16 protein-coding genes are annotated in these 17,725 nt (G+C 41.0%); all 16 read left to right on the plus strand.

Going from position 1 to position 17,725, the window contains the following annotated elements; translation table 11 throughout:
* The first annotated feature begins 70 nt into the window (after positions 1 to 70).
* The 16 genes from LC455_RS05170 to LC455_RS05245 all read left to right on the plus strand — a co-directional run bounded on the left by LC455_RS05170 (position 71) and on the right by LC455_RS05245 (position 17,674).
* Complete coding sequence (locus LC455_RS05170) at positions 71 to 1,192, plus strand: type I phosphomannose isomerase catalytic subunit (RefSeq protein WP_223588788.1); 1,122 nt, start codon at positions 71 to 73, stop codon at positions 1,190 to 1,192.
* 263 nt (positions 1,193 to 1,455) lie between these two features.
* Positions 1,456 to 3,258, plus strand: coding sequence for a sensor histidine kinase (locus tag LC455_RS05175; protein ID WP_223588789.1), 1,803 nt, complete (start codon positions 1,456 to 1,458; stop codon positions 3,256 to 3,258).
* Positions 3,245 to 4,801: a response regulator gene (locus LC455_RS05180; protein ID WP_223588791.1), complete on the plus strand. Its 1,557-nt coding sequence runs from the start codon at positions 3,245 to 3,247 to the stop codon at positions 4,799 to 4,801. The genes LC455_RS05175 and LC455_RS05180 overlap by 14 nt, the downstream gene beginning before the upstream one ends.
* Before the next feature lie 225 nt (positions 4,802 to 5,026).
* Positions 5,027 to 5,674, plus strand: coding sequence for a bifunctional 4-hydroxy-2-oxoglutarate aldolase/2-dehydro-3-deoxy-phosphogluconate aldolase (locus tag LC455_RS05185; protein ID WP_223588792.1), 648 nt, complete (start codon positions 5,027 to 5,029; stop codon positions 5,672 to 5,674).
* 3 nt (positions 5,675 to 5,677) lie between these two features.
* Positions 5,678 to 6,691 (plus strand): sugar kinase, encoded by a 1,014-nt coding sequence (locus LC455_RS05190; protein ID WP_223588794.1) that lies wholly within the window; start codon positions 5,678 to 5,680, stop codon positions 6,689 to 6,691.
* 24 nt (positions 6,692 to 6,715) lie between these two features.
* Positions 6,716 to 7,546: a 5-dehydro-4-deoxy-D-glucuronate isomerase gene (kduI, locus tag LC455_RS05195; RefSeq protein ID WP_223588795.1), complete on the plus strand. Its 831-nt coding sequence runs from the start codon at positions 6,716 to 6,718 to the stop codon at positions 7,544 to 7,546.
* A gap of 41 nt (positions 7,547 to 7,587) precedes the next feature.
* Positions 7,588 to 8,364 carry a 2-dehydro-3-deoxy-D-gluconate 5-dehydrogenase KduD gene (gene kduD / locus LC455_RS05200; RefSeq protein ID WP_223589816.1) on the plus strand — a complete coding sequence of 259 codons (777 nt, stop codon included), beginning with the start codon at positions 7,588 to 7,590 and terminating at the stop codon, positions 8,362 to 8,364.
* A gap of 260 nt (positions 8,365 to 8,624) precedes the next feature.
* Positions 8,625 to 9,467 (plus strand): sugar phosphate isomerase/epimerase family protein, encoded by an 843-nt coding sequence (locus LC455_RS05205; protein WP_223588797.1) that lies wholly within the window; start codon positions 8,625 to 8,627, stop codon positions 9,465 to 9,467.
* 25 nt (positions 9,468 to 9,492) lie between these two features.
* The gene (uxaC, locus tag LC455_RS05210; protein ID WP_223588798.1) at positions 9,493 to 10,893 is read left to right on the plus strand and encodes a glucuronate isomerase; all 1,401 of its coding nucleotides are present in this window, start codon (positions 9,493 to 9,495) and stop codon (positions 10,891 to 10,893) included.
* 26 nt (positions 10,894 to 10,919) lie between these two features.
* Positions 10,920 to 12,389, plus strand: coding sequence for a tagaturonate reductase (locus LC455_RS05215; RefSeq protein ID WP_223588800.1), 1,470 nt, complete (start codon positions 10,920 to 10,922; stop codon positions 12,387 to 12,389).
* A 14-nt stretch (positions 12,390 to 12,403) separates the two neighbouring features.
* Positions 12,404 to 13,891, plus strand: coding sequence for a UxaA family hydrolase (locus LC455_RS05220; RefSeq protein WP_223588802.1), 1,488 nt, complete (start codon positions 12,404 to 12,406; stop codon positions 13,889 to 13,891).
* A 73-nt stretch (positions 13,892 to 13,964) separates the two neighbouring features.
* Positions 13,965 to 14,123 (plus strand): hypothetical protein, encoded by a 159-nt coding sequence (locus LC455_RS05225; RefSeq protein WP_223588803.1) that lies wholly within the window; start codon positions 13,965 to 13,967, stop codon positions 14,121 to 14,123.
* A gap of 273 nt (positions 14,124 to 14,396) precedes the next feature.
* Positions 14,397 to 15,161: an SDR family NAD(P)-dependent oxidoreductase gene (locus LC455_RS05230; protein WP_223588805.1), complete on the plus strand. Its 765-nt coding sequence runs from the start codon at positions 14,397 to 14,399 to the stop codon at positions 15,159 to 15,161.
* Positions 15,162 to 15,185: 24 nt separating this feature from the next.
* A complete protein-coding gene (locus LC455_RS05235) occupies positions 15,186 to 15,491 on the plus strand; it encodes an ArsR/SmtB family transcription factor (protein WP_223588807.1) in 306 nt (101 codons plus the stop codon).
* A gap of 50 nt (positions 15,492 to 15,541) precedes the next feature.
* Positions 15,542 to 16,108, plus strand: a complete 567-nt coding sequence (locus LC455_RS05240) for an MOSC domain-containing protein (RefSeq protein ID WP_223588810.1) — start codon at positions 15,542 to 15,544, stop codon at positions 16,106 to 16,108.
* A 132-nt stretch (positions 16,109 to 16,240) separates the two neighbouring features.
* The gene (locus tag LC455_RS05245) at positions 16,241 to 17,674 is read left to right on the plus strand and encodes an alkaline phosphatase PhoX (RefSeq protein WP_223588812.1); all 1,434 of its coding nucleotides are present in this window, start codon (positions 16,241 to 16,243) and stop codon (positions 17,672 to 17,674) included.
* The last annotated feature ends 51 nt before the right edge of the window (positions 17,675 to 17,725 follow it).

Raw genomic sequence — 17,725 nt, forward strand, 5'->3', positions numbered from 1 at the left:
ATGATGAATAGGAGAGCTTCCATGGATATGGGAGCTTTCTATTCTATCTATTGGACAGGGGGTTCTTATTTTGACGGTAATTACAATAAAAATTGATGGCTCACAGCCCCTCAAGCTTTCACCAACTAGGGCTTGGCGCACCTATTTAGGAGGAAAACTCATCGATGAGCTACATGGAATCGAGCAGCCACAGGATAGTCATTTTCCTGAAGAATGGATGATGTCGATCATTTCAACGACTAGAAATGCCGACCGTGAACATATTCAAGAAGAAGGATTAAGCAATCTGGACCTGGCTGATAGAGATATTTCATTGAAAGAACTGGTCGAGAAAAATCCGGTTGAATTTCTAGGGAAACATCATGTAGCGCAATTCGGTAAGCAAACAGGAGTATTAGTGAAGTTAATCGATTCAGCTGAGCGGTTGATTATTCAGACCCACCCAGACAGGGAGAAGGCTCAGAAATTATTTAATTCCTTGTATGGAAAAACAGAATGCTGGCACTTTGTCGGCGGCAGAGAAATAGATGGTGTACCACCGCATGTGTATATTGGCTTTAAACCGGGTGTAACAAGAGAACAATGGAAGGCTTTGTTTGATGAACAAGATGTCCAAGGTATGCTTGATTGTTTACACAAATATGAAGTGAAAGCTGGTGATACTTTCTTAATAGAAGCAGGTGTCCCGCATGCGATTGGATCAGGCTGCTTATTGGTGGAGATTCAGGAGCCTTCAGATTATACCATCCGGATGGAGAAGAAATCACCTTCAGGCTTACCCATTGATGATTTCTTAATCCATCAAGGCTTAGGCTTTGAGAAAATGTTTGATATTTTTAAGTACGACACGTATACACGGGAAGAAACGCTTGAAAAGTGGCAGGTAGCTCCAGAAATATTAAGCGAGTCTGAGGGCAGTAAAGAAATCGAACTGATTGGCTATAAACGAACACCTTATTTTAGGATGACCCAGGTGGAAGTCCAGGATCAGCTGGAAGTTCAAGGGGACGGTGTTTTTTCCGGATTGTATATTCTTTCTGGTGATGCCGTCCTTATAACAGGCGAGGAACGTCTGCCTGTAAAAAAAGGGGCCCAGCTATTTATTCCAGCGCAAGTATCCAGTTTTATGATTAAAAACAATGGTAATGAAGCGGTGCAAGCCCTAAGGTTATTTGGGCCGCAGGGAATATAAGAGTCAAACAGCAGCTAGATCATCATCTGGCTGCTGTTCGTATTTTTTATGAATGGTTTACCCCATTATCCCTTTTAGCTTAATTCAGTAAATTTCCATATCGTAGAATAACAACTGCCTGCTAGATTTCTCGAAGAAATCTCGGAATTGCGTGAAAAGTCTAATTGACCATTAATTTTATAATATGATAAAATGCGGGAAAACGGTTTCAAAAGGTTTAATGAATATTTATTAATTTTATAACTACTAGGGGTCCTTCTATAATGGATGCAAAGATAAATAACTTTATTCGCAAATATTTTTTCTATTCCTTTAAGTCGACCATAATGACTCTCTATTTACCTATCATTGTTATTTTTATTTTCATTACTGGATGGGTGTCTACTCAGCTGGCAACGGCTCAAATTGAAGAGAATGCCTATAAAAATGTAAATGATACGATTTTCCAGACAAAGAATTACCTCGATAATATGCTATCAGATGTGTTTCAGCAATTCGTCTCTTTATCGAATGATCCAAGGATTCTATCATTAGTAGATAAGGAGAAATCAGAGATAAAGCCAGAGTCGTATGTAGAGATTGATAATAATCTGAAGTTTATTTATTCAAGATACAATGTAATCCTTGACTCCGTTCTAGTGAATCTTAATCAAAATGATTTTTTACTTTATCATAGCAGCTATAATTCCAATCCAACGATAAATTATAATGACTATTTTGCCAATTTTAACGGAAACAAGGAAGGCTTTTATTGGAGAAATATTCATTATGATCAGGAATTTAATCAAAATAATCGAGTCCTGTCGATTTTTAGATTACTGGAAAAGCAGCATTCACCAGCAAAAGGGATTGTATTATTTAATTTACGAGCAGAATTTTTTGAGCAAGTATTGAATAAATCATTAATCGGAGATAATGGATATCTGACTTTGATTAGTCCTGATGGAATCTATGAATCTAAAACAGTAAAAAAGGATTACAAATTGGATCCATCCACTCTTCACTCTTTACAACATTTACAAAAGGAAAAGGGTAAATTCTCTTATGAAAATGCTGCTGGAGAAGATATGATTGTGATTTACGATACATTAAGTGCGAATAACTGGAAAATAGCCGCTGTTATTCCTCAAGATGAAATTTTAAAAAAAGTGAATTACATTAAAGACTTTACGATTTTATTAATTGTATTGATGATCATGGGTGCCACATTTCTCACCAACATTGTTGGAAAATATATTTCGAAGCCTTTTAATAAAATGGCCAAACAAATGGGAATGATTGATAAACAACATCTCGATTTTGAGTTTGAAATGTCTGGCCCGGAAGAAATGAAGATTCTTCATACAGGATTTAAAGAGTTAATTGTTCGGATCAATACCTTATTGGAACAGATTCGGTTAGAACAAGAAGAGAAACGACAATTAGAATTTGCGATTATGCACGCCCAAATTAATCCACATTTTCTCTATAACACGATGTATTCGATTAAAGGATTGTGTGATATGGGGCTGAATAAGGATGCAAGCCAAATGATAACTGCCCTTTCGAGTTTTTTTCGAATTGGAATTAGCAAAGGGAAGGAAATCATTTCTATTCGCGAAGAAATGGAACATATTCAGCATTATCTGTTTATTCAGGAAATGCGCTACGGGGACGATTTTTCCTATGAAATAGCTGTGGATGAAGATATTTTATCCTATAATATTATTAAACTTTCTTTACAGCCGCTGATTGAAAATGCGATCTATCACGGGGTGAAGCGAAAACGGGGATTGGGTAAAATTACCATAAAGGGATATCAGAGGGAGGATACGATCCATTTAGAGGTGATCGATAATGGTAATGGGATTGAATCGGATAAATTACAAGAAATTTTGCAAGAAATAGAAGCCTCTTACCAAGAGAAGAAGAAATACCTTGGTATTGGCTTAAAAAGTGTTAATGAACGGATTAAAATTCACTTCGGAAACAATTTTGGTCTTACGATTGCAAGTGAACCTGGCAGTGGAACTGTAGTTAGCATTACGATTCCCAAAACAAAAGGGGAGATTAATGAGCATGCATAAAGTGATCGTTGTAGAAGATGATAGAATTATTCGCAGGGGCATATGTCAGTCCATTCCTTGGGAAGAACATGGTTTTGTGATTGCAGGCGAAGCAGGAGACGGTGAAATCGCACTGGAATTAATTGAAAAGGAACAGCCGCAGGTGGTCGTTTCCGATATCAATATGCCGTTCATGAGTGGTTTAGAAATGGCGAAACACATTAAAGAGAAAAGTCCAGATACGAGAATTATTTTTCTGACAGGATATGAAGATTTTAAATATGCGCAAGAAGCGATCAAATTAAAAGCGTATGACTATCTCTTAAAGCCAGTGGATTCAGAATATTTGCTTAAAAAGGCAAAGGAAGCTGCTGCTGATTGGGAAAAGGAGACCGTAGTCGAAAAAAGAATGATAGAATCATTACCGTTGCTTCAACAGCAATTTTTTCAAAGGTTGACCAAAGAGGATGAATCCCGGATTGATGTAGAGAAGGAACTATTCGAGCTGGGGGTCCAAATGGATGGGCCGTTTTTCGCAGTTATTCTTGTTAAGCATACGTCGATGTGGGATATGGACATTCATCTTTTACAAAAAAAGCTGAATTCAACGGTTTTTAATGAAATGAACAGTAGGGTGATGAAGGCAGATACAGATGAATTAGCCGTCCTGCTTTCCCTTGAAAACGAAAATGATGCAAGAAAGGGGCAGTTGGCTCAAGAATTGTTCCATATACTCAGTCATCAAACAGAGGAGACCATTACCATTACGTTTGGCAGGACATATCCTAATATGTTCGAAGTGGGAAAATCCTTTCTAGAAGCCAGGCTGGCTATGGATATGAGGCATATTATGGGAACCGGCCGAGTGTTTTCTCTAGATGAAACCGTTTCTACATGTGAACAAAAAGAAGATTACGTCAAAGAATTAGAATGGAAATTAGAAAATCAAATAAAATTAGGACTGCCTGATAAAGCTGATGACGTACTGAGCGAGTTAGGTAAAGCGATTGTCGAGAGAAAAACAGTTCCATTATCTGATTTAAAGGTTCTTGCGTTAAAATTTAGTACAATGCTCTTTTTTGAAATTGAAAAATGGAAAAAGGAAGATACCAATAGCTTTAACGCATCCGATATTTATAAGGATATTATGGAATTGCGGACGCTGACGGAAATGACCGAGATTCTGCATGGACTAATCGAGCAATGGTGGAATGCGATGTTTAAAAAGAAGGAAAAGAATTATTTAAGCCATGTCGACCAGGCGATCGAGTATATGAAGAACCATTTCCATGATAGTAGTTTAACCCTTCAAAAGGTAGCCGAGATCATTCATGTCAGCACCCCTTATTTAAGTAACCTCTTTAAATTGGAGAAAGGGTTTAATTTTGGAGATTACTTGTTGGAATTACGAATGAAGAAGGCGATGGAACTATTAGGCGGTGGAAATATAAAAACCTATGAAGTTTGTGAAAAAGTAGGCTATAGCAACCCTCAATATTTTGGTATTTGTTTCAAAAAGTATACAAGCTTTACACCGGCTGAGTTTAAGAAAAAGTTTAAATAGGCTGGAGCAATAGGATAAATAGACATCCGAATGGAATCCACCTTGATAAGGAGGATTCCATCCGGATGTTTTTTTATTGTTGAAATTTTTAAGATAATCGTTTGAGATTTTAAGGACTTTGCCTAGATGAATTGTAACCCCTTTCATTGCTTTATATAATCAACGTGTGAGTTGTTGTTAATCATGTAAATTTCCGAATCAGACACAATAGTGGGAGTGGAATTTATGAATAAATATACTATTTTATCAAAAATTACGGATTGCGGTGTAGTCGCGGTTGTTCGAGCAGACTCCTCCGAAGAGGCCGTAAAAATCTCAGAAGCCTGTGTGAGCGGAGGGATATCCGGGATTGAAGTGACCTTTACAGTTAAAGGTGCCGATGATGTGATTAAAGAGTTAGCGTCTGTTTATCAAAATAATTCGGATGTCGTCATTGGGGCGGGCACCGTTCTTGATGCTGCCACTGCAAGGATTGCCATTTTAGCTGGGGCACAGTTCATTGTCAGTCCATGTTTTGATGCAGATACAGCTAAATTATGTAATCTCTATCAAATTCCCTATATGCCTGGCTGTATGACGATCACAGAAATAAAGCACGCACTGGAATTTGGTTGTGACATTGTGAAGCTCTTCCCTGGAAGTGCCTATGGACCGGACTTTATCAAGGCAGTTAAAGGACCGCTTCCGCAGGCAAATATTATGCCTACAGGCGGCGTGGACTTAGAGAATGTAGGTCAATGGATTAAAAATGGCTGTGCAGCTGTAGGCGTAGGCGGTAACTTATCTGCCCCAGCCAAAACAGGCCATTTTGAAAAAATTACGGAATACGCAAGAGAATACGTAAAAAAAGTCCAGATTGCTAGAGAGGCGTAAACGATGAAAAAGATTATTACTCTAGGGGAAATCATGCTTAGGTTCTCTACGAATATTGGGGAGAGGCTCTTTAAAGCAGATCAGGTTCAGATGCACTATGGCGGAGCCGAAGCAAATGTGGCCGTTTCATTAGCTCGTTTCGGACATCATGTTCAATTTGTCAGTAAGGTGCCAGAAAACATGCTCGGAATGGCTGTCGACAGACATTTGCAGGCAAATGGAGTCCAAACTGATTTTTTACTAAAGGGTGGAGAAAGGCTGGGAACCTATTATGTAGAGTCAGGGGTCGGCCCTAGAAGTGCCCAAGTAACCTATGACCGGAAATACTCTAGTTTTTCACAATTAACGATAGAAGAAATCGACTTTGATGAAATTTTTCAAGATGCTTCCCTTTTTCATGTTACCGGGATTACTGCTGCCCTTTCTCCAAGTTTGCGAGAGCTTGTTTTACACTCCTTGAAAAAAGCAAAGGAACATGGAGTTACCACAAGCTTTGATTTTAACTATCGCGCTAAATTATGGAGACAGGAAGAAGCTTCAGACACAATCAAGACATTCCTTCCATACGTGGATGGCTGCTTTTGCGGAGAACTCGATGCGATTTATTTATTAGGAATTGAAAAAGCGGCGCCAGCATTAGAAGGCAGAGCCAAGCTCAAATATTATTATCAAAAAATAAAACAATTGTACCCAAACATCCGATTTATGAGCTCTACTTTCCGTCAGGTCATTTCAGCCTCGACTAATACACTTCAAGGGAATTATTATCTCGATGGAGAGTTATACCAGTCAAAGGTTCATCAAATCGATCATATTGTAGAGCGGATTGGCGGCGGTGATGCCTTTGCTGCTGGAATCCTATATGGGATCGTTGAGGGAATGGCTCCCGAGGAGCTAGTAGAATTTGCCGCGGCTGCATCGGTATTGAAGCATACCGTACATGGAGACTGCAATATCTTCTCACCGAATGAGATAAAAGAATTTGCCAGCAATAAACCAGGGAAAATTGTTCGCTAACTATATTGAAGGAGGGATTCCAATATGGAAACTCGTTACGCAAATCACCCAGAAGAGATCAAACGTTACAATACAGACGAATTAAGGAAGCATTTCCTTGTGGAAACACTTTTTGAACCAGGGAAGGTTCATCTAACTTATACACACGTGGACCGGATGATTTTTGGCGGGGTCACTCCTGCAGAAAAGGAATTGACGATTAAGCTTGATAAGCAGCTCGGTGTCAACTATTTCCTAGAGCGCCGTGAATTAGGAATCATTAATATTGGCGGTGACGGTTCCGTTATTCTTGATGGAGTCGAATATGAAATGCAGCGCCGTGATGGTCTTTATGTAGGCAAAGGCACAGAGGAAGTTCTGTTCCGTTCAAAGGATGCCAATAATCCTGCGAAGTTTTATATCAATTCTACTCCTGCTCATCATAAGTATCCAACCGTCAAAATCGATATCAACAAAATTAAGCCGCTTGAGGCTGGTGAGCCAGGCACATTGAATGAAAGAAAAATCTATCAGTATGTTCATCCTAATGTTTGTGAAAGCTGCCAGCTGCAAATGGGACTAACGATGTTGTCACCAGGAAGTGTCTGGAACACGATGCCATGCCATACCCATGAGCGCCGGATGGAAGTGTACTTGTACTTTGATATGGAACCTGAAACTCGTGTTTTTCATTTCATGGGACAACCGAATGAAACAAGACATCTAGTTATTAAAAACGAGCAGGCTGCCATTTCTCCAAGCTGGTCCATCCATACAGGAACAGCCACCAGCAATTACACATTCATTTGGGGAATGTGCGGCGAAAATATTACCTATGATGATATGGATCATGTAAAAATGGAAGATTTGAGATAGAACGTAATAGATTAACAGATTAGGAGGTATAACGGATGACCATCCAATTAAATAATTTCTCACTAGACTTTTTCTCCCTGACCGGTAAGGTTGCGATGGTTACGGGAGGTAATACAGGATTAGGCCAAGGCTATGCCGTGGCACTTGCCAAGGCCGGTGCTGACCTATTTATAGTGACTCATGGGAACAATTGGGATGAAACCAGAGGGCTAATCGAGCAAGAAGGGCGTCGCGTTGAGTTTTTCCAAGCGGATTTATCGAATCGCGAAATCTTAAAAGATGTGGCAGCCGCATGTGTTAGTGCTTATGGAAGAATTGATATATTAGTAAACAATGCCGGCACCATTCGCCGTGCACCGTTGCTTGAGTATACACCAGAAGATTGGGATGCTGTAATGGAGCTCAACTTAAACTCTCTATATTTCTTAAGTCAAGAAGTAGCCAAAGTCATGGTGGAACAGAAGAGCGGCAAGATTATTAATGTTGCCTCCATGCTTTCTTTCCAAGGTGGAAAATTCGTACCGCCATATACTGCAAGCAAGCACGGGGTTGCAGGGGTAACCAAAGCATTTGCAAATGAATTAGCACAATATGGCGTTCAAATCAATGCGATTGCACCTGGATATGTGGAGACAGCCAATACAGCTCCAATTCTAGAAGATCAAGTCCGTAAAGCGGAAATCACCTCACGAATTCCGGCTGGACGCTGGGCAACTCCTGCCGATTTAATGGGCGTGGTGGTGTTCTTAGCGAGCAGAGCATCTGACTATATGAACGGACATATTTTAGCAGTTGACGGCGGTTGGCTGGCTAGATAATTAAAAAAAAGCCGTATCACATCATGAAGTGATACGGCTTTTACCAAAATGGCTATGTTAAAGGGCATTGTTGATTTTTAACACTGTTGATTGGAGCGGAAGGCGCGAAGACTCCTGCGGGAGTACGGGGCAGGGGAGACCCCGGAGGCGCCACCAAAGCTCCGAGGAGGCTTCCCGGCACGCCCGCGGAAAGCGAAGCGCCTGGAGAGTAAATCAACAATTTAGTTTAACAAAGCTACCAAAATAAACGGGGGATCAATATGGTTGTAAATTTAGGAATCCGGGCCCATGATTTTGAAAACCTTTCCATAGAGGAGATAGCAAATGAGGCAGCAGCAAAAGGATTAACCTCTGTTCAGCTAGCACTGAGCAAAACCTTAAAAAATACTAATACGGGATTAGGAAGTTTAAGTCCTGGTTTTGCTCATACGATTAGATCTGTTTTTCATAAACGAGATATTCAAATTGCCGTACTAGGCTGCTATATCAACATGATCCATCCTGACCAAACGGAAAGAAGAAAAGAATTGGAACGTTTCAAAGAGCATCTTCGCTTTGCGAGGGATTTCGGCTGCAGCATTGTCGGAACGGAGACAGGAAATGTTCAGGCCGAAATATCGTATACAGAGGAAAACTTTAAGGAACGGCCGTTTCATGAAGTAGCCGAAAGTGTCAAAGAACTAGTTTACGAGGCTGAACGATTTGGGGTGATTGTGGGGATCGAAGGAGGAATCAATCACCCGATTCATACCCCTGGCCGGATGAAACGATTACTTGATGCTGTTCCTTCTAATAATCTTCAAGTTATCTATGACCCGGCCAACTTTATCTCACTCGATAATTATCAAAATCAGGAAGCAGTTATGAAAGAAGCGTTTGAACTGTTTGGAGACAGGATGGTGATTCTGCATGCAAAGGATTTTATCATCGAGAATCAGCAGGTCAAAATCGTCCCAGTGGGTCATGGTATGTTAAATTATGACGCGTTATTCAAATTATTAAAAAACAAGAAGCCCTATATGACAATGTTAATGGAAAGTACGAAGGAACCATTTATTGATGGAAGCATTGCCTACTTAAGGGAAAAATACGAAAAAGCCTAATTTTAAAGAAAGACGGGGTGCCATCATGCGAAACTTCATGGGTGAGAATTTTTTATTAAATAATGAAACATCGGTTCGTTTGTATCATGAATATGCAAAGGATATGCCAATCATTGACTATCATTGCCATTTAAGTCCAAAGGAAATCTATGAAAATAAGAAATTCAAAAACATTACGGATATCTGGTTATACGGCGATCACTATAAATGGCGGTTAATGAGAAGTAATGGAATCGAAGAAGAGTACATTACCGGAAGTGCCAGTGATTATGATAAGTTCCTGGCTTGGGCAAAAACGGTTCCCATGACGATTGGGAATCCTTTGTTTAATTGGACCCATTTAGAACTGCAGCGATTCTTTGGGATTGATCAGCTGTTAAACGAAGAAAGCGCCCCAGTTATTTGGGAGAAAGTGAATGCCTTACTAAATAGTGAAGGCTTTGGGGCAAGAGAGTTTATTAAAAAGTCTAATGTCCAGGTAGTTTGCACAACGGATGACCCTGTTGACAGCCTCGAATATCACAAACTACTAAAAGAAGAAAACGATTTTGATGTAAAGGTACTTCCTAGCTTTCGTCCAGATAAGGGGCTCGAAATTAATCGGGCTGGCTATCTAGATTGGGTGAAGAAGCTTGAAGAGGTGTCCGGTATTGAAATCGATTCGTATGACCGCTTTTTACAGGCACTTGAAGCAAGAGTCCGGTTTTTCCACTCTGTTGGGGGAAGAGTGTCGGATCATGCCATTGATGTCATGATGTATGCCGATTCAACCAAGGAAGAAGCAGAAAAGATTTTTAAAGATGCTTTAGATGGTAAGAACATCTCTATTGAAGCTGAAAAGAAATATAAAGCGAATACCTTAACCTTCCTTGGAAAGCTGTACTCCGAGTTAGGATGGGCCATGCAGTTTCATATTAATGCCTTAAGAAATAATAATGCCCGGATGTATGAGCAATTGGGACCTGATACAGGATATGATTCGATCAATGACCAAGAAATTGCCAAGCCGTTGGTCCAGTTACTAAATGCGATGGAGCAGGAAAACGCCCTGCCGAAAACCATTATTTATTCGTTAAACCCAAATGATAATGCTGTTATTGCTGCGATAATCGGCAGCTTCCAAGGAGGAGGCATTCCTGGAAAAATCCAATTTGGGACCGCTTGGTGGTTTAATGATAATAAGTCCGGAATGCTTGATCAAATGCAAACCTTAGCCAATGTTGGTCTTTTCAGCAGGTTTATCGGGATGCTGACAGATTCACGAAGCTTTCTATCGTATACAAGACATGAATATTTTAGAAGATTATACTGCTATCTCATTGGTGAATGGGTAGAAAATGGTGAAGTACCGAATAATACGGAGTATTTGGGTGAAATCGTCCAAGGAATCGCCTACAACAATGCAAAAGAGTATTTTCAATTTTAATTGCCCGATTGTCGGGGAGGTGCGCAATGGAACAATTAAATAAAGGCTTAGTCAAAGATTTGCAAACATATCCGGAAAAAGTTCTGCAATTTGGCGAGGGTAATTTCCTCAGGGCATTTGTAGATTGGCAAATTGATGTCATGAATAAGAAAAATCTTTTTAACGGCAGTGTTGTGGTAGTACAGCCGCGCGGCCAGGAAAAGGTCGAAAAGCTTAATCAACAGGATGGCCTCTATACCCTCTATTTACAAGGGCTGAAGGAAGGAAAAGCGGTTAAGGAGCATTCCATCATCACCAGTATTAGCAGAGGTATCAATCTGTTTAATCAGTATGATCAATATCTTGAACTGGCTTCGAATCCGGAAATCCGGTTTATTTTTTCCAATACGACAGAAGCAGGCATTGCCTTTAATGTAAATGATCGGTTAGAAGACCGGCCGCAAAAGAGCTTTCCGGGAAAATTAACAGCATTTTTATATCAACGATACAATGCATTTCAAGGGAATAGAGAAAAAGGCTTTATCATCATCCCATGTGAATTGATTGATCACGGTGGTGAAAAATTAAAGCAAATCATCTTGAAATATGCAGAACAATGGAATCTTGGTGAAGAGTTCATTCAGTGGATTCATGATGCGAATACCTTCTGCTCGAGCCTTGTCGATCGGATTGTCCCAGGCTACCCGCGGGATACGATTGAAGAAATCACAGAAGAGCTGGGCTATCAAGATGATCTAGTGGCAGTGGGTGAACAATACCATCTTTGGGTCATTGAAGGACCGCAATGGATTCGCGAGGAATTTCCAGCCCATCTAGCAGGGCTAAATACCTTAGTTGTCGATGACCTTACCCCTTATCGGACGAGAAAAGTCCGGATTTTAAATGGTGTCCATACAGCGATGACACCCGTTTCCTACTTATATGGAATTGATACGGTTGCAGAAGCAGTTGGCCATGAAGTGGTCGGGCAATTTGTAAAAGAACTTTTATATGACGAAATTATTCCAGTCTTGGACCAGCCAAGCGATGAATTACATGCCTTTGCAGATGCGGTATTAGATCGATTCAAGAATCCATTTATCCAACATTTCGTATTAAGCATTTCACTTAATTCAATGTCTAAATTTAAGACACGAGATTTACCAACATTACTAGACTATTATCATCAAAAACAGGAACTGCCGAGAAATCTCGTTTTCTCTTTTGCTGCAATTCTTTCCTTCTATAAAGGAAAGAGAGGAGAGGAATCAATTGCACTATCAGACGACCAGGATGTATTGGAATTATTCCAGGAGCAATGGGGCCAATATAATGGCAGCTTTGAAAGTCTCAGGGCTATCGCTCGGAGTGTGTTAGGGTACGAAAAAGTGTGGGAGCAGGATTTAAATCAAGTGCCTGGATTAACGGCTGCGATTGCCAATGACCTTTACGAGATTGAATCATTGGGAATGAAAAAGGCGGTAGAATCCCTTATAGGTCAAAAGACAGCCAAATAGTGGGGGGGAAGCAAATGTTGGATATCATTCAGATCCATGATATAGACAATGTGGTTGTGGCATTAAAGGATTTAGCTGCCGGTCAAACATTTACTGTGGATGAAGTCATCATTGAACTGAAGGACGATGTACCAAGGGGACATAAAATAGCGATTAAAGATATTGCTGCCGATGAACATGTGGTGAAGTATGGCTATCCGATTGGGCATGCCGTTAAAGCAATTACTGTGGGGGAACATGTTCATACCCATAATACAAAAACGAACTTAGATGGGATTCGGGAGTATCAATATAATCAAAAGCTTAATACGGTCCAATATGAAAAGGAGAACCTAACATTCCAGGGATTCAGAAGGAGTAATGGCGATGTTGGGATAAGAAATGAACTTTGGATTGTTCCAACGGTAGGCTGTGTCAATGGCGTGGCCGAAAGAATGATTAAGCTGTTTGAAAAAGAAGTGGGTGATATAAGCCCTTTTGAAAATGTTCTGGTCTTGAAACATAATTATGGCTGCTCCCAATTAGGGGATGACCATGACAATACGAAGAAAATCCTAAGAGATGCCGTACTGCACCCGAATGCCGGCGCTGTTCTGGTTCTTGGACTTGGCTGTGAAAACAATAATTTATATGAATTTAAAGAAAGCCTGGGAGAATACGATGAAACCCGAGTGAAGTTTCTCGTTTCCCAGGAAGTGACCGATGAAATTGAAGCGGGCGTTGCGTTACTAAAGGAAATCTATGAAAATGCGAAGGGAGATAAGCGAGAGACCGTCCCGCTATCAGAATTAAAGGTTGGCCTGAAATGCGGTGGTTCTGATGGATTTTCAGGGATCACGGCCAATCCGCTTTTAGGAAGATTCTCGGATTTCTTGGTTGCCCAAGGTGGAACAACGGTGTTGACAGAGGTCCCTGAAATGTTCGGTGCCGAAACGATTCTAATGGAGCGGGCGGCTGACAAGGAAGTCTTTGAAAAAACAGTGGACCTAATTAATGAATTCAAAGAATACTTTATTGAAAATAAACAGCCGGTCTATGAAAATCCTTCACCTGGGAATAAAGCAGGTGGTATTACTACTTTGGAGGATAAATCTCTCGGCTGCACTCAAAAAGCAGGTACATCGATTGTAACCGACGTCCTTAAATATGGTGAAAGATTAACACAAAAAGGTCTAAACCTGTTAAGCGCTCCTGGGAATGATCTTGTTGCTTCTTCTGCCTTAGCGGCTGCAGGCTGTCAATTAGTTCTATTTACGACCGGCCGCGGCACACCGTTTGGAGCCTTTGTGCCAACGATGAAGATTTCAACCAATACACCCATTTACGAAGCCAAACCGCATTGGATTGACTTTAATGCCGGAGTGCTATTTGAGAAGGAGTCAGATGTGGTGTTACGTAAGTTTATTCAATACATCATTTCAGTGGCTAGCGGTGAATGGGTAAATAACGAAAAAAATGATTTTCGAGAGATTGCTATTTTTAAAACCGGAGTAACGTTGTAGCTAGTATTTTTATTTGAGAAATGCTGGTACCCTACAAATATTCATGAACAAACAGGGTGTCGTTTAGGCGTTCATGAAGACAAAGCACAGGCAGGGAAAGCGAAATCTGTCCTCATGGAGCTTTCATGAGGACAAAACACAGGCAGGGGAGGCGAAACCTGTCTCATGGAGCGTTCATGAGGACAAAACACAGGCAGGGGAAGCGAAACCTGTCCTCATGGAGCGTTCATGAAGACAAAACACAGGCAGGAGAAGCAAAAATCTGTCCTCATGGGGCGTTCATGAAGACAAAACCCAGGCTGGAAAAGCAAAACCTGTCCTCATAAATCGGATATTAATAGACTGGGTGCCAAAATAAGTCAAGGCACCCAGTTTTGTATGCCAAAATCAAAATCCTGTACGATAACAGTCGATAAATATTATTGACGCTTGGTGTATTTTTAATTATTATATGTTTAAACACTTAAACATATGAACATTTAAAAATATTGGAGGACCATATACGATGAAGAAGACTGCATTAATTACAGGAGCAACAAGCGGTTTAGGATATGAATTTGTTAAACTGTTTGCCAACGATGGCTACAATTTAGTTCTAGTGGCTAGAGACGAAGAGAAACTAAAAGAAATCAAACAATCCTATTCCCAATTAGAAGTAACCGTTATCCCGAAGGACTTGAGTGTCATTGGGGCATCAAAAGAAGTATTTACAGAAATCGAAAATCGTGGAATCGACATAGATGTTCTCGTTAATAATGCTGGTTTCGGGTTAATGGGTACATTTGATGAACTGGATATCCAAAAACAGCTAAATATGATTCAATTAAATATAACCGCACTAACGGAATTAACCTATTACTGTCTGCAAAAAATGAAACAAAGGAATGTTGGCAGAATCTTAAATGTAGCAAGTACTGCGGCATTTCAGCCTGGCCCGCAAATGGCAGTTTACTATGCAACCAAAGCCTATGTGCTTTCATTTTCTGAAGCACTGGTAGAAGAGCTATCTGGCAGTTCGGTTACCGTGACAACCCTCTGCCCTGGACCAACGAAAACCAATTTTGGAGCGGTGGCCAATGTTGAGGGCACCAAAATGTTCAGTCGCGCGATGGCATCTGATCAGGTGGCAAAGAGCGGATATAAAGCATTGATGAGCGGGAAGCGCGTGGTGGTTACGGGAGGATTCAATAAGGCTGGTGCAGTTGGAGCTAAATTTATGCCAAGAAGTCTAGCCGCTAAAGTTGCCAAGTATGTTGCAGAGGAAAAGTAAAGATATTTGGAGGAATTTCTTAATATGGCACAGCAAGCTATTGATGTTTTCAGGTCATGTATCCCATTATTTAACGCCTTAAGCGATCCGGCAAGACAGGACATTATCCTAATGCTTGCAGAACAGGAGCCGTTAAGTGTAAACGAAATTGCTGAGCAATCGAACCTCTCACGCCCGGCCATTTCCCATCATTTAAAAATCATGCGCGACAATCACCTTGTTAAACTAGAACAGAAAGGGACACAGCGCTATTATTCGCTTTCTTTAGATCAAAGTGTCCAACAATTGAAGCAGCTCATTGAAATCGTTGAGAGTGAGTGTATTCTTTAGCTCTCTCCGGTATTCAACCTAATACATAAACGGAAAGGTGAGATTTACTTTTGGAAAAAGTTTGGGCAAACGTAAATGCCATATTAATAGCAGATGAACCAGAGACATTTGTTACCAGAAGGATTAAAGAAGTGAATCTAGAATTCGGCGGAATTCGCGGGGATCGGCATTTTGGCGTAACGAGCAAGGCGGATTCGAGACAGCCGATGTATCCAAGAGGGACAGAGATTCTGAACCGCCGCCAATTAACGATTGTGTCAGAAGAAGAATTAGACAGGATTGCAGAAGAATTAAAGGTCGAATCGGTGCTGCCGGAGTGGCTGGGGGCTAATCTTTTTATAAAAGGATTTCCGGATCTAACGAAACTAACGATGGGCTCGCGCATCCTATTTCCAAGTGGTGCAGGACTAATTTGTATGGGAGAAAATATGCCTTGTACTTTGCCTGGTGATGAAATCCAAAAGCATTACGAAGACCACGAGAAGTTGTCCTTCCGTTTTGTACGCGCAGGCTATAAGCGTCGGGGAATCGTTTGTGCAGTAGAAAGGCCCGGAAAAATTTATGAAAATGATGAAGTTCAGATTTTGATTAATGATTTTACCAATCCGATGCAATAAATTGATTCAGAGTATTTTTACATTTCTTTAACCTTATTTACCTAATCCATACAGTATTTCCATTAATGCTTAATGTTTTCCAGTTAAACTAGCAATAGATTGAAAACCATTAATGAGGAGGAATATTACTTTATGGAAAATCAAAACGGCATGAATCGACGCGATTTCTTAAAAGCGGGAGGTATGAGCACACTTGCACTTACACTTGGAACAACAGGGGTCTTAACACTCGGTTCAAAAGCATTTGCGGATACTGCTAGTAATCCAACCAGCGGCTTTGGCGGATATGGTCCACTAGTTCCTGATCCAAATGGAATTCTCGATCTTCCAAAAGGGTTCCATTACAAAATTATCTCCGAAGAGGGCGGTCAACTGACAAACGGCGGAAAAATCCCAGGTGCCTTTGATGGAATGGCTGCGTTTGAAGGTCCTAATAATACGACGATTCTTGTTCGAAATCATGAATTGAGTCCAGGTGCCGCAAATCCAGTAGTCGGAACCAAGCCTTTTGATGCGGCTGCAGCAGGGGGTACAACGGCTTTGGTTGTAGCTCCAAATCGTGAAGTTATCAAAGAATATGTAACCTCTTCAGGTACAATCCGAAATTGTGCTGGCGGGGCTACACCATGGGGGACCTGGCTGACTTGTGAAGAAACACGTTCCGAAACACACGGTTATGTATTCGAAGTGGATCCGACAATGCCGGAGAACGAAATGTCCAGAACCCCTATCAAGGACATGGGACGCTTTTCACACGAAGCATGTGCCATCGACCCGGCGACAGGATATGTATACCTGACTGAGGATGCATCTCCAAGTTATTTCTACCGTTTTATCCCGAATGACACCAGCCAAAAACCAGGTGCTCTGCAAAAAGGCGGCAAGCTTTATGCGGCAGCGATTGAAGAAGTAACGGACCCATCAGCAAGCACATTTAAAACTGGACAAACGTTTAAGATTGTTTGGAAGGAACTAAATCCTCATTTATGCCGCGAGGATGCCGCTGCACAAAACTGCATAAAGTTTAAAAAGCTAGAAGGAGCGTTCTTCCAAGCGGGTGTGTTCTGGTTTGATGACAGTTCTGCAGGCGCAAAAAATCTTGGACGCATTTACCGCTACATTCCTGCTACCAATACCTTGGAGCTTTTTTATGAGGCTACTGATGCTAAAGACATGGAATCGCCGGATAATATTGCCATGACTCCTTGGGGCGATCTTTGGTTCGTAGAAGATGGAGCAGGAGACGATCGCCTTATGGGGATTACTCCTGAAGGCAAAATCTATCCTTTTGCCCACAATCGTCTAAATGCATCGGAAATGACAGGCCCTACCTTCTCGCCTGACGGAAACACACTTTTTGTCAATATTCAAAGCCCGGGCAAAACCTTTGCCATCTGGGGTCCATTCCAGCGCCATAACGCTGCACGTGCTAGGGAAATGTCCTACGCTGCTCCTTCAAAGCAATTTGCACCACAAGTTTCAGACAAGGTAGCTGCTTTTGCTGAGCGTAACGGGATGTCCATTCTTGAAGCGGCTGCATTTGAGCGCCACGGACTTAAGATTTAATCATTATATGAATCTATTAAAAGATGTAAACCCGTACCGTACCGGGTTTAC

Source organism: Neobacillus bataviensis (genome assembly GCF_019969725.1).